We start from the raw sequence: 23284 nt of genomic DNA, 5'->3' as shown, positions 1-23284 counted from the left end.
ACAGGTGGCTCCTGACGCCTCCACGGGTACCCGGGCTCGTCCCAGACGCTCCCCCGACGCAATCTTGCGCACCACCCCTCGACGCCGTTTGAGGTGGTCGATCGTCAGCCGTAGGTGGGGATGAAGGTGATGGGGTGGGACTCCAGGAAGGCTCGTTTGAAGAGGCGGCGCGGGAGGCGGCCGTCCATGTCGTGGCCGACGGGGAGGCCCAGGGCGTAGAGCGTGAGGGGGACGACGTCGGCGATCCTGAGATCGTCGAGCTGCCGCCCCTCGGCGACCCCTTCGCCGGCGACGAGAAGAATCCCCGCGGGGCCGGCGTCGTGCCCGGCCGCGACCGAGGGGAGCCCGGAGATCTTCCGGATGAGCCTGTCGAACGCCGCGACCGGCTCGCTCCCGCACGGCGAGACGAGGAGGAGATACCCCTCCTTCGGAACCGCGGCGCGCACCTGGCCGACGATCTGGTCGAGCATCTCGTAGTAGCGATCGGTGATCCGGCTGTACCTCCGGACGTCGCTCTCCTCGGGGACGACGCCCACGCTCTCGGGGTGGGGCACGTGGGGGAACGTCGACTCGATGATGCCGAGCCCTGCGAGGCGGGCCGCGAGGACGCGCGGGCGACCCGGCGACCAGAGGATGCGCTGCAGCGCCGTGTGCACCGCGAGATCGACGCCGACCGCCCGGTCGAGCCGGCGCTGCTCCTCGACGGTGAGGGCGGCCCCCCCCGCGACGCGGCTCCGCCAGTCGGCCACACGCCGCGCCTCTTCCGGCGCCGCCGGCGCGCCCGAACGATCGGGGGGAGGAGCGCCGAGGGGCCAGTCCAGGAAAGTCGCCTCGAGGCGCAGCATGTCGAATATCGTCCAGAGCGGGCGCGCGCGAAGATCGCGCTCCGTCACCGGGCGGATCGAGAGGCCGAAGCGCGAGGCCCAGCGCCTCATGCCGAGCCCCTCCGGAAGGACCGAGGTCTCCGGCCCGGCGTCTCCCATGCGGTAGCGGTTCGGATCGAGGACGCCGTGCCGCGGGGGGAGTTTTCCCGTCACGAGGCTGGCCCACGCCGCCGCCGATCGCCCGGGCTTCACGGAGCGGAGCGGGCCCCGCGCCCCTTCCTTCATCAGCCGTGCGAAGTTCGGGAGCTTTCCCTCCGATGCGAGCGGCAGGATCTCCGAGAAGCTCGCGCCGTCGATCGCCAGGAGCACGACGGGGCCCCCCGGGGCCGACATCTCGGGGACGGTCGACGGGATCTCGTCCGCCGGCGGGCCCGCGAGGGCCAGCGGCGCGAGCGCGAGAAGCGGTCCCGCGAGGAGCAGCCCGATCGCCATCCGGAGCCGCGTCGCGCGGGCGCGCCCTTCCTTCCACTGCGCGATGGAGGCGAGGACGATGGCGGCCAGCCAGGTGATCGCCGGAGCGACGATCGCCGCGACGAATCGATGCCGGCCGCGCGGACCGAGGCTCTCGCCGAGCCGATGGTAGTTCCAGAGGTCGAGGGCGAGCGTCCCGGCGGTCCCGGTCGCGAGGAACCAGACCGCGGTCTTGAGGTGAAACCAGCCTATCGTGAGATCGTGCGCCGCGAAGAAGCGGACGCACGTGAAGGCCGCTGGAAGCGCGACGAGGACGGGCGGGCCGTACGCGAGACCGAGAACGCCGACCAGCGCGAGGAGGCGCCGGGGCTCCACGGCGACCTCGGGGTCGACGCCGAGCACCAGCGCCGCGAGGAGAGCCGGGACAATCGTGGCCGTCGGCGAGGCGTTGACGACGAGCTTGCAGAAGGTCGAGAGCCTGCGCATCACGGGGCGCCGACTATATCACGGGCTCCTACCCCCAAGGAGACGTGTGCTAGATTCTGCCCGATGCCGGCGGACTTCCATCTTCGCGTCTCGTCGAACGAAAACGTGGGCGCGTCCTGGTTTCTGATCACGCTTTCGGCCGGCGTCGATCTTCCCTCATGGCAGCCGGGCCAGTTCGTGATGCTCTCGCTGGGGGAACGGCAGGATCCCCTCCTCAGGCGCCCCTTCAGCATCTACAACCTCCCCGAGCCGCGCGGCGCGACGCGGGAGGTGCAGATCCTCTACAAGATTCTCGGGAGGGGGACCGCCTATCTCTCCGAGATGCGGCCGGGAGACCGCGCGGCGGCGCTCCTTCCCCTCGGGCTCGGCTTCGCCCCCCGGCGAGCCCCCGGCGATCGCCTCGTGCTCGTCGCGGGGGGGGTGGGGGTCGCGTCGCTCCACCCGCTCGCGGCGGCGGAGATCCGCGCCGGACGCAGGCCCCTCCTCCTGTTCGGATGCCGCACGTCGGTCGAGGTCGCCGGCGCCGCCCCCACACGGAAGCTCGGGGTGGAGACGCTCATCGCCACCGACGACGGCTCCGAGGGGAGGAAGGGGTACGTCTCCGATCTTCTCGACGCCGTCCTCTCGGATCGGGGGGTTGAGGGGTCGATCCTCTGCGTCTGCGGGCCCACGCCCATGATGAAGGCCTCGGCGGGCGTCGCGAGGCGCCGCGGGGCCGTCTGCCACGTCTCGCTCGAGAGCCCGATGGCGTGCGGCTTCGGCGTCTGCGTCGGATGCGTCGTCGGCGTCCGCCGCGAAGGATCTTCCGAGATCCTCTACCGGCGGACCTGCGTCGACGGACCGGTGATGGACGCCTCGGAGATCGTGTGGTGAGCGTCGCTCCCGATCTGTCGGTGAGCCTGGGGCCCCTCCATCTGAAGAACCCCGTCCTCACGGCGAGCGGCACGTGCGGCTACGGAGAGGAGCTGGCCCCGTACTTCGACGTCTCGAGGCTCGGCGGGATCGTGACGAAGAGCCTCTCGCTCCTCCCCCGCCAGGGGAACGCCCCCGCGCGCCTCGCCGAGACCCCGTCCGGGATGATCAACTCGATCGGCCTGCAGAACGTCGGGATCGACGCCTTCCTCGCCGACAAGCTCCCCTTCCTCGAGACGTGCGGTGCCGCCGTCATCGCCAGCATCTTCGGCGCGACGGTCGAGGAGTTCGCCGAGCTCGCCGCCCGGCTCGAGGGGAGGAGCGGGGTGTCGGCGCTGGAGCTGAACGTCTCGTGCCCGAACACCTCCCGCGGCGGCGTCGAGTTCGGCGTCGATCCGGAATCGACGCGACGCGTGACCGCGGCGGTGCGGAACAGGACGAAGCTCCCGATCGTCGTCAAGCTCTCGCCCAACGTGACCGACGTCGCGCTCATCGCGCGCGCGGCGATGGAAGGGGGCGCGGACATCCTGTCGCTCGTGAACACGTTTTTCGGCATGAAGATCGACGTCGCGACGCGCCGCCCCGTCCTGTCGGGCGGTGCGCGCGCCCATCATCGGCATCGGCGGCATCGGCACGGCCGCCGACGCGCTCGAGTTCATCTTCGCGGGCGCGACGGCCGTGCAGGTGGGGACCGCGACGTTCGTCGATCCGTGCGCCTCCGCGAACACGGTCGACGGCCTTGCCGGCTACTGCCGCGCGCAGGGCGTCGCGAAGATCTCCGATCTCGTGGGAGCCGCGCATCGCGGGGAGCGATCCGCGGAGGAGCCCGGCGCGTGAGCGGACGCCGGATCGCCGGCGTGCTCGCGGGCGCCGCCGCGCTCGCGCTTGCCGCGCTCCCGCTTCTCGGGTGCGGAGGGCGCCCTGCGACGTCCCCCCGCGTCGCGCGCGTCGAGATCGGGGACCACGAGACGGGGTACGCCTCGTGGTACGGCCCCGACTACCACGGGAACCAGACGGCCAGCGGCGAGCGGTACAACATGTTCGAGCTGACCGCGGCCCACCGGACGTGGCCGTTCGGCACGAAGGTGCGCGTCGAGAACCTCGAGAACGGGAGGTCCGTCGTCGTGAAGATCAACGACCGCGGGCCGTTCACGCGGGGGCGCATCATCGATCTGTCGTACAGGGCGGCGCGGGAGATCGAGTGCTCGCGGGACGGGACGGCGAAGGTGAGGATCGAGGTCGTCGGGCTGGCGGAGCCCCGGGCGTCAGAGGGTGTCGATCCGGAGCACGTTCTGGAGGACGCGGTAGGCATCGTCCCCCTCGCCGAGCAGGGTCCCCTGCGGGTCGTAGATCTTCATGTGCGGGAGGGCGGTGACCCCGTACTGCCTCACGACCGCCGACTCCCAGTCGATGATGTCGACCTTGCGCACCGCGATGTCCGGCCGCTTCGAGGCGAGCCGTCGCAGCTCGGGATCGAGGGCGCGGCACGGCGCGCACCAGTCCGCGTAGAAATCGAAGATGGTGTACTTGCCCGGAACGAGCGCGTCGTGGATCGAGAAGGCATCCCCCTTCGACGCGACCTTCACGTCGCCGGGCGGCAGCGTCTCCTCCCCGGGAGTCCGGGTCGTCACGAAGGCTCCGTATCCAAGGACGACGCCGATCCCCACGAGGATCAGCGCCAGGACCGGGGGGCTCAGGCGGGACTCGCGTTCCATGAAAAGATGCTAGGGGAGGGCGGAGCTTGCGTCAACCGGGGCCGGTCCCACCGCGCGATCGCCTGATCGTCGCGCTCGACACGTCGGATCGCGAGATGGCCCGGCGGACGGTCACCCTCCTGCGCGGCCGCGTCGGCTGCTTCAAGGTCGGGCTGCAGCTCTTCACCGCCGCGGGCCCGGCGGTCGTCCGCGACATCGTCGAGGCCGGCGAGAAGGTCTTCCTCGATCTGAAGTTCCACGACATCCCGAACACCGTCGCACGCGCCGTCGAGGAGGCGGCGAGGGCAGGGGCGTTCTTCACCGACGTCCACACCACCGGGGGGGAAGAGATGATGCGCGCGGCGGCGGCCGCCGCCCGCGCGGGGACCGCTCCCGGCGCCGCGCGCCCGCGGATCCTGGGCGTGACCATCCTGACCAGCCTCGACGCGGCGGCCATGGGGGCCGTCGGGCTCCGCGCCGACGTCCCGGCGCTCGTGACCGATCTCGCGATCCTCGCCCGCAGGAGCGGCCTCGACGGCGTCGTCGCCTCGGCGCACGAGGTCGCGTCGATAAGGCGCGAGTGCGGCCCCTCGTTCGTGATCGTCGTGCCGGGGATCCGGCCCGGGGGCGCCGGACTCGACGATCAGAAGCGCGCGGCGACGCCGCGCGAGGCGATCCTCGCGGGGGCGGACTACCTCGTGGTGGGCCGGCCGATCACCGGCGGGGCGGATCCCGCCGGCGCCGCGGAGGCGATCGCGGCGGAGATGGCGATGTGACGAGGCCGCCCGGAACGCGCGGGGGGCCGGGGTGGGCCGCGCTCCTCCTCGTCGCGCTGCCGTGGGGGCTCGCCGGCGCGATCGCGGCCGAGGCCCCCGCTCCCCTGAACGACGAGGACGTCGTGCGCATGCTGGCGAGCGGGATGAGCGAGGCGCGGATCCTCGAGCGCGTCCGCGAGGCGCCGGGCCAGTACGATCTCTCGCCCGAGATGCTCGCCGAGCTGAAGCAGGCCGGGCTCAGCGACGCGATCCTCGACGCGATGCGGCGCAAGCCAGCCAGGCCTGCGGCCGTACCTCCCGCCGCGACGACGCCCGCGGCCATGGGGTTCATCGAGATCTTCTTCGACGACGACCCGAAGCGCTCCGCCGCCGAGAACTCCGTCGTCGCTCCCGCGGTCGCGCACGGCGACGCGCAGCGCAGCGAGACACCGGTCGAGCTCGCCTTCGCCGTCACGTGCTCGCAGCCCGCGCACGTTCCGGATCAGTGGCACACCCTCAGCCCTTTCGGCGCCTCACCGGGACGGCACGAGGTCCTTTTCTTCGAGGCGTCGACGGCGCAGGTGGCGGAGCGCCACAAGGGGGGGCCGCTCGTCTACCTCCCCCACCCGCCGCGCTGGCGGTTCCCGGCGGGGGCCGGCCATCACCGGGGGCTCCTGATCGTGGCGGCGCGCCTCGCCGGCGATCCGAAGTACACGCTGATGGCGGCGGAGTCGTACGACGACTTGGACGTGAAGGAAGGTCAGGTCACCCGCCTCGACCTCCGCATCCGATCCGAGCGCCCTCGCGGCGGGGGCGACTCCGCGCACCCCGTGACCTCGAACCCGGGGCTGACCAACATCGGGTCGACGGCGGAGACGATTGGCCTGTGGCCGGTGACGATCAAGCTCCTTCAGGCTCACCCCCCCGAGCCGGAAGCGAGCGCGGGCGCCGCCGCGCCGGCCCGGCCGCAGTCTCAGCGACGCTGAGAGGGCGCTTCTCCGGAAGCCGGCGGCGACATCAGCCGCCCGAGCGCCACGGCGACGACGCGCGCGCAGGCCGCCATGTTGTCGCCCCGATGATCGGTCGCCGCGGACGGCGTGTCTCCGGACGAGTGGTAGACGGGGCTGTAGTCGATGCGCACGATCCCCTTCTGAGGCCACGCGTCGGAGTCCCAGCCGGGAGTCTGCGGCACCTCCTCGGGGCTCCCCCAGGCCGCGGTGAAGACCGTCGTCACCGGGACGCGCGCGCTCGTGAGCCCCGCCCCGTGCGCCTCTTTCGGAAGGAAGATCTCGGCGTCCGTTCCTCCGAGCGAAGGGTTCGTGGTGTGCTCGCCGGGAAAGCCGTCGCGACCCGCGAGAGCCTTCGCGGCCGACAGGAGCGTCCGGAGCAGCGGCCCGTTCCACGGAACGTCGTTCCCCTCGAAGTAGATGGCGTGCCTCTCCGTCGCCGCCGCGGTCTGATCGAAGTTGAAGACGCCGAGGAGCGACTCGATCTCCGGGGCGCGCTCCGTCACGAAGGCCCGGGAGGAGTGGATCTCGCTTCCCCAGATCGCGAAGCGCACCGACGGACGAGGCTTCGGCAGGAGCCCCGCGCGCGCCGCCGCCGCGAGCGACGTCGCGACCTCGAGCGCGCTCGCGACGCCGGAGGCGTTGTCGTCGGCCCCCGGCCCGCCCGAGTCGGAGTCTCCGTGCGCGCAGACGAGATACCACCCGGGGAGATCCCCCGGGAGCGTCGCGAGGATCGAGCGAGGGCGACCGGGGGCGGTCCGCGCGTCCAGGGAGAGCCGGACTTTCACCGCCCCTCCCGCGTCGAGGGCACGGCGGACCTTCTTCCCGGAGTTGAGAGAGAGCGTGAAGACCGGCACCGTTCGAGGGGCGGAGGCGCCGAGCTCCTCGGCGGGGGCCCAGTCGAGATACCTCCCCTCCTCGCGCGGCGCATCGGTCAGGACCGCGGTCGCCCCGGCCTCGGCCGCCCGCCGTGCGGCGGCGTCGGGGACCTCGTCCGAGAGGAGCGCCCACGCCCCCTTCGGGACACCTCCGGCGGATCGGTGGACGAGCAGCTCAGCGGAGGGGAGCGAGGGGGAGAAGCCCACGGGCCACGCGTCGAGCGGCGCCGCCCCGGGCTCGAGGAGCGTCGCCTCGAACGATCTCTCCTCGTGCGTCGGCTTCTCGGGCTCGACCGTCTCGACGACCGTGAGCCCGAGGGCCTCGAACCGTCCCCTGAGGTAGGCGGCCGCGCGATCGCCGGAGGAGGTGCCTCCCATCCTCGGCCCGAACGCGACGAGATCGCGGACACCGGTGACCGCGCGCGCCGCGACGACCGCGGCGGCGAGGGGCCGATCGAGCGGTGGGTCCTTCGGCGGCGGGCCGGTGTCCCCGCCGGCGCCGAGAGGGCCGGCCGCCAGGAGCGTCATGAGCGCGGGCAGGATCCGGAGCGCGGTGGGGAGGAATCTCTCAGGCGCCATTCCCGCCCGCGGTGGGTGCGGCCGGCCGCACCCGCCCCGCGTGCCCCCGATGGCGCGAGGCGAGGAGCGCGGGAAGCGTCCGGGCGGCCTCCTTCCGGTCCGCCTCCGAGGCCATCACGACCGACACCGCGCGCGACACCCCGGGCTCCTCCATCGTGATCCCGTAGAGCATCGCCGCCGCCTCCATGCTGCGGCGGTTGTGCGTGATCATCAGGAACTGGGTGTCGGACGACATCCGCTCGAGCAGCGCGTTGAACCGTATCACGTTCGCCTCATCGAGCGGGGCGTCGACCTCGTCGAGGAGGCAGAACGGAGAGGGGGAGTAGCGGAAGATGGCGAACAGCAGCGCGATCGCGGTCAGGGCCTTCTCGCCGCCGGAGAGGAGCGACAGGCTCTGCAGGCGCTTGCCGGGGGGCTGGGCGCTGATCTCGAGGCCGGCCTCGAGGAGATCACCGTCCTCGTCGCCGTCGGTGACGAGGCGGAGATCGGCGCGGCCGCCTCCGAAGAGGATCTTGAAGATGTCGGCGAACCCCGTGCGGATCTTCTCGAAGGCGTCGAGGAATCTCTCGCGCGACTGCCGGTTGATGCGGGCAATCGTCTCCTTCAGCGACCGGATCGAGTCCTCGAGATCCCGGCGCTGCGCCGTGATGAACGCGTGACGCTGCTCGAGCTCGCGGAACTGCTCGACGGCCATGAGGTTGACCGCACCCATCGCGTCGCGGCGCTCCCGGTGCGCGGCGATCTGAGACCTCACGGCCTCGGGATCGAGAGCGCGATCCTCGGGCGTGAGGTCCGAGACGGCGACGGCAAGCGACGGCAGCCCGCGCTCGATCACGCGCGCCTCGAGCCCGCGCCTCTCGCCGATGAGCCGCTCCTCCTCGAGGGCGACGGCGTGGAGCGCCTCGCGCGCTTCGTCGTGCGCCCCTCGCGCCCGCCTCACCCCCTCCTCGAGCGCCGGAAGGGCTCCCCGCTTCTCGATCAGCGCCGCCTCCGCCGACGCGACGAGCCCGTCCGCAAGCACGCGATCTGCCATGCGATCGGAGAGAACCGAGGTGTCCTCGGCGAGGCGGCTCCTCGCCTCCGCGAGGCGCGCGTCCCACCGGATTCGATCCTCCCTCTCCCGATCGATCCGCCCGTGCAGGTCGGCGATCGCCGCCGCGTGGTGGCGGGATTCCGCCTCGAGCGACGCCCGTCGCTCGCGCGCCGCCGAGGCCGCCGAGCGCTGCGTCGCGAGGGCCGCGTTGCGGGCCGCCAGGGCGCCGCGCGCGGTGTCCACGCCTCCCGCCAGCGACTCCGCTTCGCGGAGCAATCCGTCGTGACGGTTCAGCGTCTCCGCGAGAGTCCAGGCGACCGCCGTCCGCGCCCCGGCCCCCGCGGCGAGATCCTCGCGCACGCGGCCGAGATCGGCGGCGTGGGCGTCGCGCCGGAGCTCGAGGCGGGCGCTCTCGCCCCGCAGAACCTCCTCCTCGACGCGCAGCGTTTCCCCCTGCTTCTCGAGGATCGCCTCGCGGTGCTTCAGATCCGCCGCCCGGGATCGCAGGTCTCCCACCATCCGCTCTTGGGCCTCGATCTCGCCGTCGAGCATCGCGACGCGGGATCCCGTGGATTCGGAGTCGGCGCCGAGCCTCTTGAGGAGCCGCCTCAGCGTCATGACGCCGGCCTCCTCGGGGATCTCCGCGCCCCCCTCCATCCAGCCATCGCGTGAGAGGAAATCGCCCGAGAGAGTGACCACGTCGCGTCCGGGCATCGCCTCGCGCACCGCGAGCCCCGAGGCCATGTCCGCGGCGACCGCGACGCGATCGAGGATCACGGCGAGCCCCGGGATTCCGAGCGAGCCGGCGTCGAGGAGCTGCGCGAGGGTGCCGAGGCTCCCGCCGACCGGTGAATGCGGATGCGGGTCCGGCGCGCCGGCGCCGCGCGCCCGCGCCTCGGCGGGGATGAGGACCGCGCGGCCCATGCCGCGATCCTTGAGCGCCGCCATCAGCGCCGCGGCCTCGTCGACCGAGTCGATGACGCACCCCCGGAGCAGTCCGCGCAGCGCCGCGTCGACGGCGCGATCGAACCCCTCGGGGGGGGAGAGGATGTCCTTGAGGAATCGCGCGGGGGAGCCGGCCCTGAGCGCCTCGAGCTCCTGCCCGTCCGCCTCCTCGATGCCGGAGAGGCTGACGATGCGCTCCTCGATGGCGCGCAGGCGGCCGCGGCGCTCCTCGCGCTCGAGGAGCAGCGCCTCGCGGCGCGACTCGGCCCCTCGAAGCGCGCGGGCGCCGTCCTCGATGATCTCTCTGAGCCCCGCCCGCGACACGCCGAACGCCTCGCGCCCGGACTCGTGCTCGCGGCCCCGCTCGACCAGCGAGAGGCTCTCCTCGCCGATCTCCGCGACGAGCCGCTCGAGGCGCGACTCCTCCGCGTGCCAGCGGGCCGCGCTCTCGTCGAGGCGGCGGATCTCGTTCCGGCACTCGCTGAGCCCGCCGGCGCCGGCGACCGCCTCCTCCCGCGCCGCCGCGAGGGCGGCCTCCGCGGACTGGAGCGCGGCCGCGTCGAGGCGCGCCGAAGCCTCGTGGTCGAGCACCGCGCCCTCGGCGCGCGCCGATTCGGTCGCCGCCCCGTCGAGCTCGACGGCCAGCGATTCCTCGCGCGCCCGCGCGACGGCGAGCCGCCCGGCGAGCGAGGCGGCCTCCGCGGCGCCGCGGGCGAGGTGGGTCGTCGCCTCGGTCTCCTGCTCCCGGAAGCGATCGATGCCGGCCTTGATCTGATCGAGCGCCCGATCGAGGGCGTGCAGCCCCTCGCGGGCGGCCTGGTGGCGCGCCGCCTCCTCGGCGACGGCCTCGCGCCCCTCGGCGACGAGGGCCTCGGCCTTCGCCAGCGTCGCGGCCGCCCGGGCGCCGTGGTCCTCGACCTCGACGCGCCGCGCGGCGATCTGGTCGGCCTGGCCGTCGAGCCGGACCGATTCATGGTGGAACAGAATGCGCTCGCCCTTCTCGATTTCGGCGGAGATCCTGGCGTAGCGGCGCGCGCGCGCGGCCTGCCTCTTGAGGGAGCCGATCTGCTTCTCGAGCTCGGAGACGATGTCGTGGATGCGGAGCAGGTTCGCCTCGGTCGCCTCCAGCTTCGTCTGCGCCTGGCGCTTGCGAACCTTGTAGAGCGCGATCCCCGCGGCCTCCTCGATCAGCACGCGGCGATCACGGGGGCGCGAGAGGAGGACCGAGTCGACGCGCCCCTGCTCGATGACGCTGTAGAGGCCGCTCCCGATGCGCACCTCCGCGAGGAGATCCTGGATGTCGCGGAGCCGGCACTTCTGCCCGTCGAGAAGGTATTCGCTCTCCCCCGATCGAAAGAGCCGGCGCGTGATCACGACCTTCTGCCGATCGAGCCATGAGCGACGCGGGGCGTCGCCCGTCGGGTCGGGCGGCGCCGGGTGAGAGCCGTTCCCGTTGCCGCCTGCGTGGCCGTTCCCGGCCTCGGCGAGGGGCATCGGATCCGCCTCCGGGAGCTCCGCCGCGGTGACATCCCCCGAATCGACCGTCGTCTCCGGATCGGAGCGCGAAGCCGACCCCTCGAGCTCGACCGACACCGTCGCGTGGTCCGCGCCGTTCGCGGCGACGAGGTGGAGCGAGACCTCCGCCATCCCCATGGGGCGCCGGGCGTCGCTTCCATTGAAGATCACGTCGCCCATGTGCTCGGCGCGCAGCGCCCGCGAGCTCTGCCCGCCGATGACCCAGTTGATCGAGTCGGCGATGTTGCTCTTGCCGCAGCCGTTCGGGCCGACCACCGCCGTGATGCCGGCCCCGAAGAGGAACTCGGTCCGGGACGAGAACGACTTGAAGCCATTCAGTTCCAGCTTCTCGAGCCTGAACATCGGTGGACCCCGCGACTCTGGGAGGGGCGGCCCGACAACGGCCGCCCAGGTTGACCGGCCTCAATGCGGCGGATTCGGCCTTACCATGACATAGGTCGGCATCCTACCACAGTTCGTGCTGACTCCGACATCCGTGCGCAAGATATGGTGGCGTTGCGAGAAACACACCCCTGGAGTCCGATGGATCTGCGGGTGAACGCCGAGGGGCCTGGGAGGTGCCCGGGCTAGTACGAGCGGGCGGTGATGAAGTCGCAGACGCCCACGAGCGAGCTCCGGGCCGGCGATTCCGGGAAGGTCATGAGGCGGGCCCGGGCGAGGCCGCAGTAGTGTTGGGCGAGCTTGCGGGCGCGATCGAGGCTCCCGTGCCGCCTCATCTCGCCGACGATTTCAGCGAGCGACGCCCGGTCGAACCGGCGCTCCTGCACGAGGGAGCGGACCATCTCCAGGTGGACCGCCTCCCCCTTCTCGAGAAGGTAGATGAGGGGGAGCGTGATGCGCCCTTCGCGGAGATCGCTCGCGACGGGCTTGCCGAGGACGACCGGATCGGCGGTGAGATCGAGGAGGTCGTCGACGATCTGGTACGCCATCCCCAGGTGAATCCCGAACTCCGCCAGATCGTCCTCGGCCTTCGAGGGGAGCCCGGAGAGGTATCCCGCGACGCGCGCGCATCCCGAGAAGAGGAGCGCCGTCTTCCGGCGAACGATCTCCAGATGCTCCTCCTCGGAGACGTCGATTCTTCCATGGATGTGGGACTGCAGGATCTCCCCGTGGATCATCTGGAGGGTGATCTCGCAGAGAATCTGGATCGGCCTCAGGTCGTCGGCCCTCAGGGCCTCGTTCATCGCGGTCAGATAGATGTGATCGCCGAACAGGACGGTGAGATGGTTCCCCCATCGCGAGTGGACCGTCGATCGGCCCCGCCTCATCGCCGAGCCGTCGATGACGTCGTCGTGAACCAGCGTCGCCGTGTGGATCAGCTCGAAGACGGTCGCGAAGAGCACGTGGCGATCGCCCCGGTACCCGGCCATGCGGGCGCACAGCAGGAGCAGCGCGGGCCGGATCCGCTTGCCTCCCCCCTCGGAGAGGTACGTGCCGATCGTCTGGATGATCTCGACGTCGGACTCGAGACTCTTCGCCAGCCGCTCCTCGACGGCGTGGAGGTCGGCCTCCACGGGCTCGAGGAGCGCGCCGAGCGGCGGCGCCGCAGGGAGGGGCGTCTCTTTTCTCAGCGCGGGCTCCACGTCTACACGCCTCCGCCCGCCGCCGCCGACTCCGGAGCGCGCTGGGGAGCCGCGGGCGCCCTGGGGTCTTCCGTCACGGGCTCGAACCGGCGCGAGCCCGCCGGGCGCCCTTCGCGGAAGAAATAGACGACGCCCCGCGAGTGGTACCACCACTCCTCCCGCGGGCCTTCGGGGCCGATCCCCTGCTCCTCGCGCTCCGGGACGCCGAGCGTCCTGAGGATCCTCCCCCTCGGGGTGTCCGCGCCTTCGGCGGCGACGCGTCGCGAGGTCTCGGGCCACGACGGGTTCCACTCCATCGCGAGGTCGATGCGAAGCGTCCCGGCATGCTTGAGATCGTGCGTGATCTCGCGGTCGGCGGGCAAGCGGTACTGGACCGTGTCGAAGGAGTTCGGGTCGTAGAATCGAAGGTAGTACGCGTCGAAGGAGCGATCGCGCGGCACGGAGATCTGGTAGAAGCCGTCCGCGTCGGTGGCGACGCGCGCGGCCTCCGCGATCTGTCCCCCGCTCTCGAACCGCCCGAGGGTGACCTGACGCCGGGTCTTGATGAGTCGCACCGTCTGCCCTGCAGCTCCGAGCCCGTCGGGGCTCGTGACGCGCCCGCGCACGTCGACCAACTTCTCTGCCGCCGCCGCGCTCGACGCGAGGGCCGCGCTCGCCGCGAGGGCGACGCAGAAGGCGACGCTCCTCGCGGGAGGAACTCGGCGGCGGGCTCGCGCCGGCGTCGTCGTCATCGGAAGTTCGTGAACTCGATGTGGCATCCGAGATCCGCCTCCCGGAGCGCGTGCATGACCGCCTGCAGGTCGTCCTTCTTCGGCCCCTTGACCCTCACCTGGTCGGAGAGGATCGAGGCCTGCACCTTGAGCCGCAGCTCCTTGACGAGCTTCACGATCTCCTTGGCTTTGTCCGTCGGAATCCCGTTCTGGACGTCGATCTTCTGGGTGGCCTTGCCCGTCGGCGAGGTCTCGGGCTTTCCGTACGTCATCCCCTTCAGGGGGACGCTCCGCTTCGCCATCCGCTCCCTCAGCACCTCGTCGAGAGCCTTGAGCTTGTACGTGTCGGCGGCGGAGAGGTGGATGACCTGCGCCTCGCGGCGGATCTCCGCGCCGGTCCCCTTGAAATCGAACCGGTTCGCGATCTCCTTGGAGGCCTGGGAGATGGCGTTGTCGACCTCGAAGAGATCGATCTTCGAGATGATGTCGAACGAACTCTCGGAGGCCATGGGGCTCCAGGGGCGAGGCTGAGTGGGGCCGGATGTTACCACCCACCTTCGGACCGGGCAACCGCACGCGCGACCTTCCGCGAGATCGGCGGGGCGGTCGCGGGCCGACGCGTCAGCGATTCGCGGGGCGGGGATCCTGATCGATCACGCGGGCTCCGTCGGGGGGCGCGAACGTGAAGAGATCGCCCGGGAGATCGACGTCCTCCTCCACGTCGCTGAAGAGGATGGCGATCCGGTTCCCCGCGCCGTCGATCGCGGTCATGGAGGCGATGGAGAGCCGCGTGGGCTCGATCTCGATGAGCAGCGACGCGAGATCGTCGCGCTCCGAGAGCGGCTTGAGCGTCAGGACGACGTCGCCGCGAACCTGAGCGCCCCTCGCCTCGACGCCGATCGCCTCGAACTCGGACCTCAGGGACCCCGACGCGAGCGCCGCGAAGGCGCCCCGGCTCTTGAAAGCGGCGACGGATCCCCGATAGACGACCGCATCCTCGGGGACATAGAGCCACGTGTGCGCGCCGTCGCTCACCGCGGTCTTCACCTCCGGGGTCGTGTAATCCCATCGCATGAGGTCCGGGCGCTTCAGGAAGAATCGCCCCCCCTCGGACTGCGGCATGCCGAGCCCCGACGACGCAAACGATTGCACGAACCGCCCCTTCATCGTCCGCAGCGTGGCGAGCCGCGCGTCGAGCCTCAGGGCGATCTCGCGCGCCGTCTCGCGCCCCTCCCGAGGCGCGTCGGCGCCCCGCGCGCCGCCGGCCGCCCCGGTCAGAAAGAGCGCGCCGGCGACCGCGAGGACGAGGGGGGCTCGTCGCCGCCGGGGCTCTCGCTCGCAGTCCATCGCCATTCCGCCGCCTCCGCCGCGTCGCGAGCGCGCGAACGCCGGTCGACCGAGTCTATCACTCGCTCCGGGACCGGCCTCCCGCGGGTGGGACTTCTTTGACAAGGGAGGGGGGCTGGGATACGGTTCGTGACCGTGCAACGCCTGACGCCCGCCGCTGCCCGCTCGAGACGATGGCTGGTCTTCTGCTCCCTCGTCCTCCTGACGGCCTCCGTCGCCTCGCTCATCCACGCCGCCTCGCCGCACTGCAGCGCGCCGAGCGACTGCACCGCCTGCCGCGTCCTCCAGACCCCCGCGCTCGCCCGGACGACGGGGCCGATCGCGAGGCCCGCGACACCCGTCCCCGCTCTCTCTGCCGACGCCCCCTCGGTCGGCGCCCTCGAGATCGAGACGCGGCTCCACCCGCTCCGCGCCCCTCCTTCCCGTCCGACTGCCTGAACCGGACCGCGCTCCCTCCCCGCGCCCGCCGCGGGGGTGAGCCCGATGGGGCCCGACAGGGTTCCTACGCATTCACGTCGGACATGGTGGAGAGAGAGATGGGAAGATCATTCCTGAGGGCGGCCGGCATTCCGCTGCTGGTCGCCGTCGCGCTGACGGCGCCGGCCGTCGCCCGCGACGATCGAGCCGCGGATCCGAACGCCGCGACCGGAACGAGCCCGGACGAGGTCGCCGCGCTGCGCGCCGAGATCGAACAGCTTCGCGCGCAGGTCCGGCTGCTGCAAGACCAGATGAAGGTCCTCCTCGCGGGAGGGGGCGCGACCGCCGGGGCGCAGGCGGCGCCGTCCGCGCCGGCCCCCTCCGCCCCTGCGGTCCCGACGCGGAGCCAGGGACTGCTCAACCCCGCGATCAGCGCGGTATTCCAGACGATCGGGAACACGTCTCTGAAGAGGGCCGACGACAGGAATGGATTCGACCTGAGCGAGGCAGAGGTCGCCTTCCAGTCGGCGATCGATCCGTACGCGAAGATGGACCTCTTCCTCACCTTCCCCGTGGACGGCGGCCCCGAGGTCGAGGAGGGGTACGTCAGCACGCTCTCGCTGCCGGGGTCCCTCGCGCTGAAGGCCGGGCGGTTCAAGAGCGCCTTCGGGAAGTGGAACACTCTCCACAATCACGCCTTCTTCACGATCGAGAGGCCCCTCGCGCTCGAGACGGTTCTCGGCGGAGAGAGCCTGACCGACGACGGTCTCTCGATGAGCGTGCTGATCCCGAACCCGTGGGGCCTCTATCTCGAGGCGATCACCGAGGTGGGAACCCCGAGGGTAGGCCCCTCCTTCAACAGCGACCGGCACGACCTCTCGTACCTCGAGCACGTCAGCGCCTTCTTCAACACGACGTCGAGCTCGACGCTGGAGCTCGGGCTCAGCACCGCCTTCGGGCGCACTGGACCGTCCTCGTCGCTGCGCGACGCGGTCTCGGATCCGAATCTCGGGGCGACGCTCGTCCCGGCTGATCACCGCGCGTCCAATGTCTCCGGCGTCGACGTGACATACAAGTGGAAGCCGCCGCAGATGAACGTCTACCGCTCCTTCCTGTGGCAGACGGAATGGCTCCGGAGCCGGCGCAGGACCGAGACGGTAGGCGCCGGCCCCTCGCTCGACACCGGCGTCGTTCTCGCCGGCGGGGGGTACACGTACGTGGAGGGACAGCTCACCAAGAGGTGGCGCGTGGGGGGCCGGTACGACTGGACGGAGATGCCCGACGACGCGTCGGCGAGGCAATCCGGAGGAGCCCTCGTCGTGCGCTTCGTGCCTTCGGAGTTCCAGGAGCTGAGGTTCGAGGCGGATCGCGTGCACCGCAACGGCGACGCCGCCGCCCGGCTCAACGGCGATACGAGCGACACCCGGCTCCTCTTCGAATGGATTCCCATCATCGGCGCCCACGGCGCCCATAAGTACTGAGGCTCCCATGACGATCTCACGACGATTCCTTCTCCAGACCCTCGGCGTGGCGCTGCTCCTCGCTCCGGCGGGCGGCGGCTTCGCCGCGCCGGCCCCGATTCGCCTCGTCGCCGCGCTCCCGAACCTCGGCTCGATCGCGGCGGCCATCGGCGGCGACCGCGTCGACATCACGACGATCGCGGTCGGAACCCAGGACGCGCACTTCGTCGATCCGAAACCGAGCTTCATGGTCAAGCTGCGCGCGGCGGATCTCATCCTCGTCAACGGCCTCGACCTGGAGATCGGCTGGATCCCGCCGCTCACGCAGGGGGCGCGCAACCCGAAGATCCTCCAGGGGGCGCCGGGGTTCGTCGACTGCTCGCAGGGGATCCAGGTCCTCGAGGTCCCGACGAACCTCAGCCGCACGGAGGGGGACGTGCATCCCTACGGGAACCCTCACTACCTGACCGATCCGCTCAACGCCATCGTCGTCGCCGGGACAATCGCGGAGGCGCTGAAGAAGATTGACCCCTCGTCCTCGGACTACTTCGAGGGAAGGAAGAGGGATTTCGTGAAAGCGATTCACGAGGCTACCTTCGGCAAGGAGCTCGTCGATCTCGTGGGGGGCGCGAAGCTGACGCGCGAGGCGTCAGCCGGAACGCTTGACGCCTTCCTCGACGCGACGAGCGTCGGGGGATCCCCTCTGCGAAGCCGCCTCGGCGGCTGGCTCGGCCGCATGCAGCCGGCGCGGGGAAAGCCGGTCGTCTCCTACCACAAAGACTACACGTACTTCGCCGCCCGGTTCGGGCTCGACATCGTCGAGTACGTCGAGCCGAAGCCCGGCATCCAACCCTCGGCCAAGCACCTCGAGGAGCTGATCGCGCGCCTCAAGAAGGGTGACATCCGCGCGATCGTCTCCCGCCCCTACGTGGAGCACCGCTCGACCGACTACGTCGCCGAGCAGACCGGCGTGAAGGTCCTGACCCTTCCGATCGAGGTCGGCGGGGCCCCCGAGGCGGCGGACTACTTCAAGCTCTTCGACCACGTCACCGGCCAGCTCGCCTCCGCGCTCTCATCGGCCCCCCCGGGCGCGGGGCACTAGGACCCATCATGGCCCAGCAGATCCAGGTCCTCTTCCTGCCGTTCCTGGCGTGCCTCATCCTCACCGGCATCCACGTCTATCTCGGCATCCACGTCATCAGCCGGAAAGTGATCTTCGTCGACATCGCGCTGGCGCAGATCGCCGCGCTCGGGGCGACGGTCGCGCTTCTCCTGGGCTACGACCCGAGCTCGGAGGGGTCCTACTACGTCTCGCTCGGATTCGCGGTGCTCGCCGCCGTCATCTTCGCCCTCACCCGCACGCGGCGGGAGCACGTCCCCCAGGAGGCCGTGATCGGCCTCACCTACGCGACCGCCTCCGCGGCGGCCATCCTCCTCGCGGACATCTCGCCGCACGGCGCGGAGCACCTCCACGATCTCCTCGCGGGAAGCATCGTGTGGGTCACCCCCGCCCAGATCGTCAAGACGGCAATCCTCTACACCCTCATCGGCGCGTTCCACTTCGCCTACCGGCGACGGTTCCTGTTGATCTCGATGAACCCCGACGAGGCGTACGCGCAGGGGATCAACGTGAGGTTCTGGGACTTCCTCTTCTATCTCTCCTTCGGCGTCGTGATCACGTCGGCGGTGCAGATCGCCGGAGTCCTCCTCGTCTTCTGCTACCTCGTGGCACCGTCGGTCTTCGCGGTGATGTTCTTCGAGGACCTCCGGAGGCGCCTGCTGACGGGGTGGACGATGGCGGCCCTCGTCTCGGCCATCGGCCTCTACTTCTCGTACGACCGGCCGTCCGGGCCGACGATCATGGTCTGCTTCGCGGTCGCCCTGATTCTCGGCGGGCTGACGCGCGCGATCGCCGCCTCCCCGCGCCGATCGAGAGCCGTCGCGCTGACCGCGGCCACGGCGGCGATCGTGACGGCGAGCTTCTGGACGCTGTACCGCTTCCGGCCGGCCCCCGCGCATCATCCCGGGGAGGCCCAGGAGCCCGTGGAATCGGCGGCGCCCCCACCGGAGCACGCGGTGGGTGGGGGCATCGACGCGTTGCGCGCCGCGCTCCGCGATTCCCACGAGAACGTCCGGGCCAGGGCCGTCGCGGATCTCGCGGCGACGGGCGATCTGCGCGTCGTCTCGGATCTGGTGGCGGCGCTCCACGATCAGTCGGCAAACGTGAAGGAGGCCGCCGCCGTCGCGCTCGGCCGGGCCGGCAACCGATCGGCCCTCCCCGCCCTCATCCAGGGTCTCAAGAACGTGGACGAGGACGAGTGGGTGAGGCTCCGGATCGCGCAGGCCGTCGCGCAGCTCGGCGACACCGCGGGGATCCCGGTCCTCCTCCAGATTGCGGGGCGCGGCGACGCGAAGATAAGCCGGACCGAGGCCCTGGCTTCCCTCGTCGCGCTGAGCGGCTCCCGCGCCGCCCCCCCCGGCGATCCCGACGCACCTCAGGGGCGTGCCGCTCTCGACGCCGCGGCGAAATGGTGGGCCACGGACGGGGCGGCGCTGGAGTGGGATGCCCCGGCGCGGGCCTTCCATCGAAGGCGTTGACCAGCCGTTGATTCTTGCCCGCGCGGCCGCGACCGTGATACGGTCGCTCGGCGCGACCACGATGTCGCGCCCGCATCCGTCCGGATCCGGCGGGGTCCGGCGCGCGAGCCCCGCGGAGAGCCCGCCAGAATCAGGACGCCGCCCCGAATGAAGCGCAGCCTCGCGATTCTCCTCCCGATCCTCGCCGTCGCTCTCTACGCATCGATCGCCCGGGTTCCCGAGGGGGAGCTGGCCGTGGCGCGGAAGGATGGCGCCGCTCAGGTGCTCGGCCCCGGATGGCACCTTCGCGTTCCGTTCGCGGCGCCGCTCACGAAGTATCCGTCCCGGCCATCCGCCGCCGCGGACTCGACGCTACTCACCTTCCGCGACGGAACATCGTACGCGGCCGGATTCGACATTGCGGGGCGGATCGACGCGGCCGGGGCGCTCGCGTTCGACGCGGCCGCCCGCGACGCGGGGACGCAGGCACTTTTCACGTCCGTCGGAACCGCCGCGCTCGCGGCCGCCGCGGCGAAGGCCCCGCCCGTCGACCTGGCGTCGGGAGCGCTTCAAACGGCCGCCTCGGCCCTGGCGGCGCGCGCGCTCGGGCCGCGCGGCGTCACCGAAGTATCCATCAAGATCAAGGCGCTGGCCGCCCCCGAGTGCCTGAAGCTCGCGCAGGCGCTCGCCGGAGATCACCTCGCCGGGCTCGTCCGCGACACGGCCTCCGCCCTCGCCGCCGCGCCGCGAGCCGGCTGGGAGGCCTACACGGCGATGGGCCTCGTCCTCGAATCCGAGAAGGACGTTCACGGCGCCGAGAAGGAGTATCTCGACGCCCTGACCCTCAGCCCGGGCGCCCTGCCCCCCATGGCGCAGCTCGTCGCGATCTACTCGGCCGTCGGCGAGTTCTCGAAGCTCGATCGGCTGCTGGAGGCCGGAATCCAGGCTCAGCCGTCGAGCATCCAGCACCTCGGGTGGTACGCGATGTCGCTGCTGAGGCAGAAGAGGCTCACCGAGTCGGAAAAGATGATCGTCCGGGCCCTCGCGATCGAGCCCGCGAACGTCCTGCTCCTGAACAATCTCGGCGGCGTGCAGATGCAGCAGGGACACACGGCGGAGGCGATCGCGACCTTCCGGAAGGCCGCCGCGGCAAAGCCCGGCGACCGGCAGAGCGCCTACAACCTGGGCGTCGCTCTCTGCGCCGACGGCAAGGACTCCGACGGTCTTCCGTTCCTCCTCGAGGCCGAGGGGGCGGGGGCGCCCGCCCCCGTGCTCCTCGACGCCATCGCGCGCGCCTACAGGAAGACCGGGGACACGCGGCGCGCACGGGAGTACGAGGGGCGAGCCTCCTCGGCGCGCAGGGCTCCCGCGCCTCACGCCTGAGCGCCGGCCGCCGTCGCGGGACGAGTGGCGCGGAAGCGCGCAACTATTGACAGAGGAATCACATTCGGATACACATAAGGGCCTTTTCCCCCGAGCCTATAGCGCCGCGCCCGGCTCCGACCTCTGGAGAACCCTCTGATGCTTCCGCGCTCCCGTGTCGTCATCGCGTGCTCCCTTCTACTCGCCGCATCGGCCCTCCACGTCCCCGCGGTCGCACAGGCCAAGCCCGCGGCGGACAAACCCGCGCAGCCGGCCGACCCGCAGCCGAAGAGCGACGCCCCGGCCTCACCGAGCGCGCCCGCGAAGCCCGGAGGCGAGAGCCTGTCCGATCGCCTCGAGGTCAGCCTCGGCCCTTCGTGGCTCTCCCTTCGCGGGAGCACGCGCGGGACGAGCTTCTACTTCGACAGCGTAAGCCAGCTCAAGCTGAAGCAGACGATCTTCGATCGCTTCAATCCGACCGGCGGGTCGGGGGTCACTTTCGACATCAAGTACCGAGTCCTCCCCCGCCTGACGGCGTACGCCGGCTACTCCGACACGAAGTCGCCCGGAAGCACGATGACCGACGATCGCCTGATCGGGAACTTCGGTGCGCCCGGTGATTTCCGCCTCGTGCAGTTCGCCACGTCCGCGGCGCCGGAGCTGAACCAGTTCACCATGGGCGGCGCGATCCGGGCCCTCCCCAGGAAAAAGCACGGCCCGTCGCGCGTCCACCTCGACGGCCTCGTCGAGTTCCAGAGCACGAGGGCGCACTACGATTTTCACTCGGGGATCGAGCGGTTCAGCCCCTGGGATCCGAACGTCCTGATCGACCCCGTCTTTCTCGCCAAGGCGAGCCGGCCCGCGAGCTACGACCTGAACTTTCTGAACCTCGGAGCGGGGTTCAGGATCGGCGGCGAGATCACGAAGAAGCTCACGTTCGAAGTCGGCGCCGTGCTGCACGTCTTCGGGCGCTACACGGGCAACGGGGATCTCACCGGCCACGGACTCCCCTTCGTCCACTCGGCACAGCACGTCAATCCGGCGTTTCGCGTCTATGGATGCGTCAACGACAACGATCCCAACACCCCCGGCTGCGGCCTGCTCGACGCCGATCTCCACACGAGCCAGCTCCGGGTCGAGCAGCACTCCGCGAAGTCCCGCGGGCTGGACACCGGGCTCAAGTTCGCGTACGCCTTCAACGACTTGCTGGGGATCGAGGGCGGATGGCGTCGCTCGCTCGTGCGCAGCGTCGGAGGGACCGAGACGAGGGTTTTCAACGGCCCGCAGACCTGCAACATCGGCAGCAACCGCTTGCTCCAGCTGCCGCCGGGGACGTTCGTCCCGGAGTGCGGCGATCTCGACAAGGCCGAGCTCATCGGCGACACGATCTCGCTGGTCGGGCGGCTCCGCTTCTTCTAGAGCGGCGGGGCCCGCGCCCCTCGGAGTCGATCGCGTTCTGTTAGACTGCGGCGCGCGCCGAGGGGACCCATGCCGAGCGTTCGCTTCCTCCAATTCTCCGATCTTCACCTCGACTCATCCCTCACGTCGGGACGTCTCGGGTTCTCTCCCGAGAAGGTCCGGATCCGCCAGCAGGAGATGCGCTCGGTCCTGGGGGCCGCGTGCCAGCTCGCGACCGAGCGCGGCGTCGATCTCGTCCTCGTCCCCGGGGATCTCTTCGACGACGAATCGGTCAGCCTCGACACCGTGAACTTCGTGATCGACCATTTCGGCCGGCTCGATCCGATCCCCGTCGTCATCGCGCCGGGGAACCACGACTTCTACTCGCTCGGGAGCCCGTACAACAGCGAGCTCCTCGCCGCGCGAAGACAGCGCCCCTGGCCAGGGAACGTCAAGATCTTCACGTCGGGAAGATGGGAGGTCTGGCACCCGCCCGGTCTCCCGCCGATCTCGATCACCGGGATGGCGCACGCCGCCGGCGCGCCCCTCTCGGATCGCCTCGTCGCCGCCGGAGTGCCCACCGACGCCGCGGCCCCCCTGAAGCTCCTGCTCTTCCACGGCTCGCGAGACAACACGGATCTTCCCTCCGGAAAGCTCCGCACCCTCCCCTTCTCCGACGCGGAGCTCGTCGGTCAGGGGTTCGCCTACGCGGCGATCGGCCACTACCACGAAGCCGCGAACATCCTGGAGCCCGGCGGGCGGATCGTGGGCGCCTACGCGGGCTGTCCCGCGGGGCGCGGCCTCGACGAGACGGGGCCCAAGAGCGTGCTCGTCGGCGAGATCTCCGTCGAGGACGCGACGACCCGCGTCTCCCTCGAGCGCGTGAGACTGGACCGCCGGACGATTCACGTCGTCGAGGTCCCGTGCACCGGGCTGACGCACCGCGAGGCGATGCTGACGCGGGCCGAGGAGCTGATCGCCCTGCGGAGCGCCGCCCCCGACGACATCCTCTTTCTGCGCCTCACCGGGCGGGTTTCCCCCGGGATCGACCTCAGGTTCCCCGACGCGTACCTCGGCGACCGGTTCTTCCACGTCGCCATCGACGCGTCGCGCCTGAGGCCGGCCTACGACCTGGATCGTTACCGTCGCGCGGATCTCCGGACGACGGAAGCGCGCTTCGCCCGCGAGATGCTGGCGCGCCTCGAGGCCTGCTCGGATCCGGCGGAGCGGCGCGTGATCGAGAACGCGCTCTTCTACGGGCTCGACGCGCTGATCCAGAAGGAGGTCGCCCCCCGCTATGAAGAGTGACC

General features: G+C 71.1%; 19 protein-coding genes and 1 pseudogene. 11 read left to right on the top strand and 9 right to left on the bottom strand.

Going from position 1 to position 23284, the window contains the following annotated elements; all coding sequences use genetic code 11:
• Nucleotides 1-104 precede the first annotated feature (104 nt).
• On the bottom strand, nt 105-1784 hold the full coding sequence (locus tag HY049_05850) for an alkaline phosphatase family protein (GenBank protein MBI3448425.1): 1680 nt from the start codon (nt 1782-1784) through the stop codon (nt 105-107).
• Between the two features lie 60 nt (nt 1785-1844).
• Here HY049_05850 and HY049_05845 point away from each other — a divergent pair, with 60 nt between their 5' ends.
• Complete coding sequence (locus HY049_05845; GenBank protein MBI3448424.1) at nt 1845-2654, top strand: dihydroorotate dehydrogenase electron transfer subunit; 810 nt, start codon at nt 1845-1847, stop codon at nt 2652-2654.
• Nucleotides 2555-3530 (top strand): annotated as a pseudogene (locus HY049_05840) (dihydroorotate dehydrogenase). Before HY049_05845 ends, HY049_05840 begins: the two are co-directional and overlap by 100 nt.
• Before the next feature lie 160 nt (nt 3531-3690).
• Here HY049_05840 and HY049_05835 read toward each other — a convergent pair.
• Nucleotides 3691-3861 carry a hypothetical protein gene (locus HY049_05835; GenBank protein MBI3448423.1) on the bottom strand — a complete coding sequence of 57 codons (171 nt, stop codon included), beginning with the start codon at nt 3859-3861 and terminating at the stop codon, nt 3691-3693.
• Between the two features lie 97 nt (nt 3862-3958).
• Nucleotides 3959-4408, bottom strand: coding sequence for a thioredoxin family protein (locus HY049_05830; GenBank protein ID MBI3448422.1), 450 nt, complete (start codon nt 4406-4408; stop codon nt 3959-3961).
• Between the two features lie 95 nt (nt 4409-4503).
• On the opposite strand from HY049_05830, the gene pyrF reads away from it, so the two are divergent.
• Together pyrF and HY049_05820 are read left to right on the top strand one after the other, a co-directional pair.
• On the top strand, nt 4504-5163 hold the full coding sequence (pyrF, locus tag HY049_05825) for an orotidine-5'-phosphate decarboxylase (protein ID MBI3448421.1): 660 nt from the start codon (nt 4504-4506) through the stop codon (nt 5161-5163).
• Complete coding sequence (locus tag HY049_05820) at nt 5160-6128, top strand: hypothetical protein (protein MBI3448420.1); 969 nt, start codon at nt 5160-5162, stop codon at nt 6126-6128. Before pyrF ends, HY049_05820 begins: the two co-directional genes overlap by 4 nt.
• Here HY049_05820 and HY049_05815 read toward each other — a convergent pair.
• The 6 genes from HY049_05815 to HY049_05790 form a co-directional block, all read right to left on the bottom strand.
• Nucleotides 6116-7606 (bottom strand): M28 family peptidase, encoded by a 1491-nt coding sequence (locus HY049_05815; GenBank protein MBI3448419.1) that lies wholly within the window; start codon nt 7604-7606, stop codon nt 6116-6118. The two genes, HY049_05820 and HY049_05815, sit on opposite strands and share 13 nt — an antisense overlap.
• Nucleotides 7596-11462, bottom strand: coding sequence for a chromosome segregation protein SMC (smc, locus tag HY049_05810; protein MBI3448418.1), 3867 nt, complete (start codon nt 11460-11462; stop codon nt 7596-7598). Before smc ends, HY049_05815 begins: the two co-directional genes overlap by 11 nt.
• Before the next feature lie 224 nt (nt 11463-11686).
• The gene (locus HY049_05805) at nt 11687-12703 is read right to left on the bottom strand and encodes a polyprenyl synthetase family protein (protein MBI3448417.1); all 1017 of its coding nucleotides are present in this window, start codon (nt 12701-12703) and stop codon (nt 11687-11689) included.
• A gap of 2 nt (nt 12704-12705) precedes the next feature.
• Nucleotides 12706-13434 (bottom strand): hypothetical protein, encoded by a 729-nt coding sequence (locus HY049_05800; GenBank protein MBI3448416.1) that lies wholly within the window; start codon nt 13432-13434, stop codon nt 12706-12708.
• Nucleotides 13431-13922 (bottom strand): YajQ family cyclic di-GMP-binding protein, encoded by a 492-nt coding sequence (locus HY049_05795; GenBank protein ID MBI3448415.1) that lies wholly within the window; start codon nt 13920-13922, stop codon nt 13431-13433. Before HY049_05795 ends, HY049_05800 begins: the two co-directional genes overlap by 4 nt.
• Nucleotides 13923-14034: 112 nt before the next feature.
• Nucleotides 14035-14760, bottom strand: a complete 726-nt coding sequence (locus HY049_05790; GenBank protein ID MBI3448414.1) for an outer membrane lipoprotein carrier protein LolA — start codon at nt 14758-14760, stop codon at nt 14035-14037.
• Nucleotides 14761-14889: 129 nt separating this feature from the next.
• Here HY049_05790 and HY049_05785 point away from each other — a divergent pair, with 129 nt between their 5' ends.
• The 7 genes from HY049_05785 (at nt 14890) to HY049_05755 (ending at nt 23282) form a co-directional block, all read left to right on the top strand.
• Nucleotides 14890-15198: a hypothetical protein gene (locus HY049_05785; GenBank protein ID MBI3448413.1), complete on the top strand. Its 309-nt coding sequence runs from the start codon at nt 14890-14892 to the stop codon at nt 15196-15198.
• Nucleotides 15199-15296: 98 nt separating this feature from the next.
• On the top strand, nt 15297-16658 hold the full coding sequence (locus HY049_05780; protein ID MBI3448412.1) for a hypothetical protein: 1362 nt from the start codon (nt 15297-15299) through the stop codon (nt 16656-16658).
• Between the two features lie 7 nt (nt 16659-16665).
• Nucleotides 16666-17739 (top strand): zinc ABC transporter substrate-binding protein, encoded by a 1074-nt coding sequence (locus HY049_05775; GenBank protein MBI3448411.1) that lies wholly within the window; start codon nt 16666-16668, stop codon nt 17737-17739.
• 8 nt (nt 17740-17747) lie between these two features.
• Nucleotides 17748-19235 (top strand): metal ABC transporter permease, encoded by a 1488-nt coding sequence (locus HY049_05770; protein MBI3448410.1) that lies wholly within the window; start codon nt 17748-17750, stop codon nt 19233-19235.
• Nucleotides 19236-19382: 147 nt separating this feature from the next.
• Complete coding sequence (locus tag HY049_05765; protein ID MBI3448409.1) at nt 19383-20597, top strand: tetratricopeptide repeat protein; 1215 nt, start codon at nt 19383-19385, stop codon at nt 20595-20597.
• Nucleotides 20598-20735: 138 nt separating this feature from the next.
• Nucleotides 20736-21995 (top strand): hypothetical protein, encoded by a 1260-nt coding sequence (locus tag HY049_05760; protein MBI3448408.1) that lies wholly within the window; start codon nt 20736-20738, stop codon nt 21993-21995.
• A gap of 69 nt (nt 21996-22064) precedes the next feature.
• Entirely contained in the window at nt 22065-23282 is a 1218-nt protein-coding gene (locus tag HY049_05755) for a metallophosphoesterase (GenBank protein MBI3448407.1), read from the top strand.
• Nucleotides 23283-23284: the final 2 nt, after the last annotated feature.

The sequence above is a fragment of the Acidobacteriota bacterium genome, assembly GCA_016195325.1.
Lineage (GTDB): Bacteria > Acidobacteriota > Polarisedimenticolia > JACPZX01 > JACPZX01 > JACPZX01.
Note: the sequence above shows the minus strand (reverse complement) of the source record. Positions and strands in the feature narration are given on the sequence as shown.

Bases quoted from the DNA above. Each gene is read 5' to 3' on its own strand.
- HY049_05800 (MBI3448416.1), bottom strand. From the start codon at position 13,434: ATGACGACGACGCCGGCGCGAGCCCGCCGCCGAGTTCCTCCCGCGAGG.
- HY049_05775 (MBI3448411.1), top strand. From the start codon at position 16,666: ATGACGATCTCACGACGATTCCTTCTCCAGACCCTCGGCGTGGCGCTG.
- smc (MBI3448418.1), bottom strand. From the start codon at position 11,462: ATGTTCAGGCTCGAGAAGCTGGAACTGAATGGCTTCAAGTCGTTCTCG.
- HY049_05845 (MBI3448424.1), top strand. From the start codon at position 1,845: ATGCCGGCGGACTTCCATCTTCGCGTCTCGTCGAACGAAAACGTGGGC.
- HY049_05815 (MBI3448419.1), bottom strand. From the start codon at position 7,606: ATGGCGCCTGAGAGATTCCTCCCCACCGCGCTCCGGATCCTGCCCGCG.
- HY049_05790 (MBI3448414.1), bottom strand. From the start codon at position 14,760: ATGGACTGCGAGCGAGAGCCCCGGCGGCGACGAGCCCCCCTCGTCCTC.
- HY049_05835 (MBI3448423.1), bottom strand. From the start codon at position 3,861: ATGATGCGCCCCCGCGTGAACGGCCCGCGGTCGTTGATCTTCACGACG.
- HY049_05780 (MBI3448412.1), top strand. From the start codon at position 15,297: ATGGGAAGATCATTCCTGAGGGCGGCCGGCATTCCGCTGCTGGTCGCC.
- HY049_05795 (MBI3448415.1), bottom strand. From the start codon at position 13,922: ATGGCCTCCGAGAGTTCGTTCGACATCATCTCGAAGATCGATCTCTTC.
- pyrF (MBI3448421.1), top strand. From the start codon at position 4,504: ATGGCCCGGCGGACGGTCACCCTCCTGCGCGGCCGCGTCGGCTGCTTC.
- HY049_05760 (MBI3448408.1), top strand. From the start codon at position 20,736: ATGCTTCCGCGCTCCCGTGTCGTCATCGCGTGCTCCCTTCTACTCGCC.
- HY049_05765 (MBI3448409.1), top strand. From the start codon at position 19,383: ATGAAGCGCAGCCTCGCGATTCTCCTCCCGATCCTCGCCGTCGCTCTC.
- HY049_05755 (MBI3448407.1), top strand. From the start codon at position 22,065: ATGCCGAGCGTTCGCTTCCTCCAATTCTCCGATCTTCACCTCGACTCA.
- HY049_05830 (MBI3448422.1), bottom strand. From the start codon at position 4,408: ATGGAACGCGAGTCCCGCCTGAGCCCCCCGGTCCTGGCGCTGATCCTC.
- HY049_05770 (MBI3448410.1), top strand. From the start codon at position 17,748: ATGGCCCAGCAGATCCAGGTCCTCTTCCTGCCGTTCCTGGCGTGCCTC.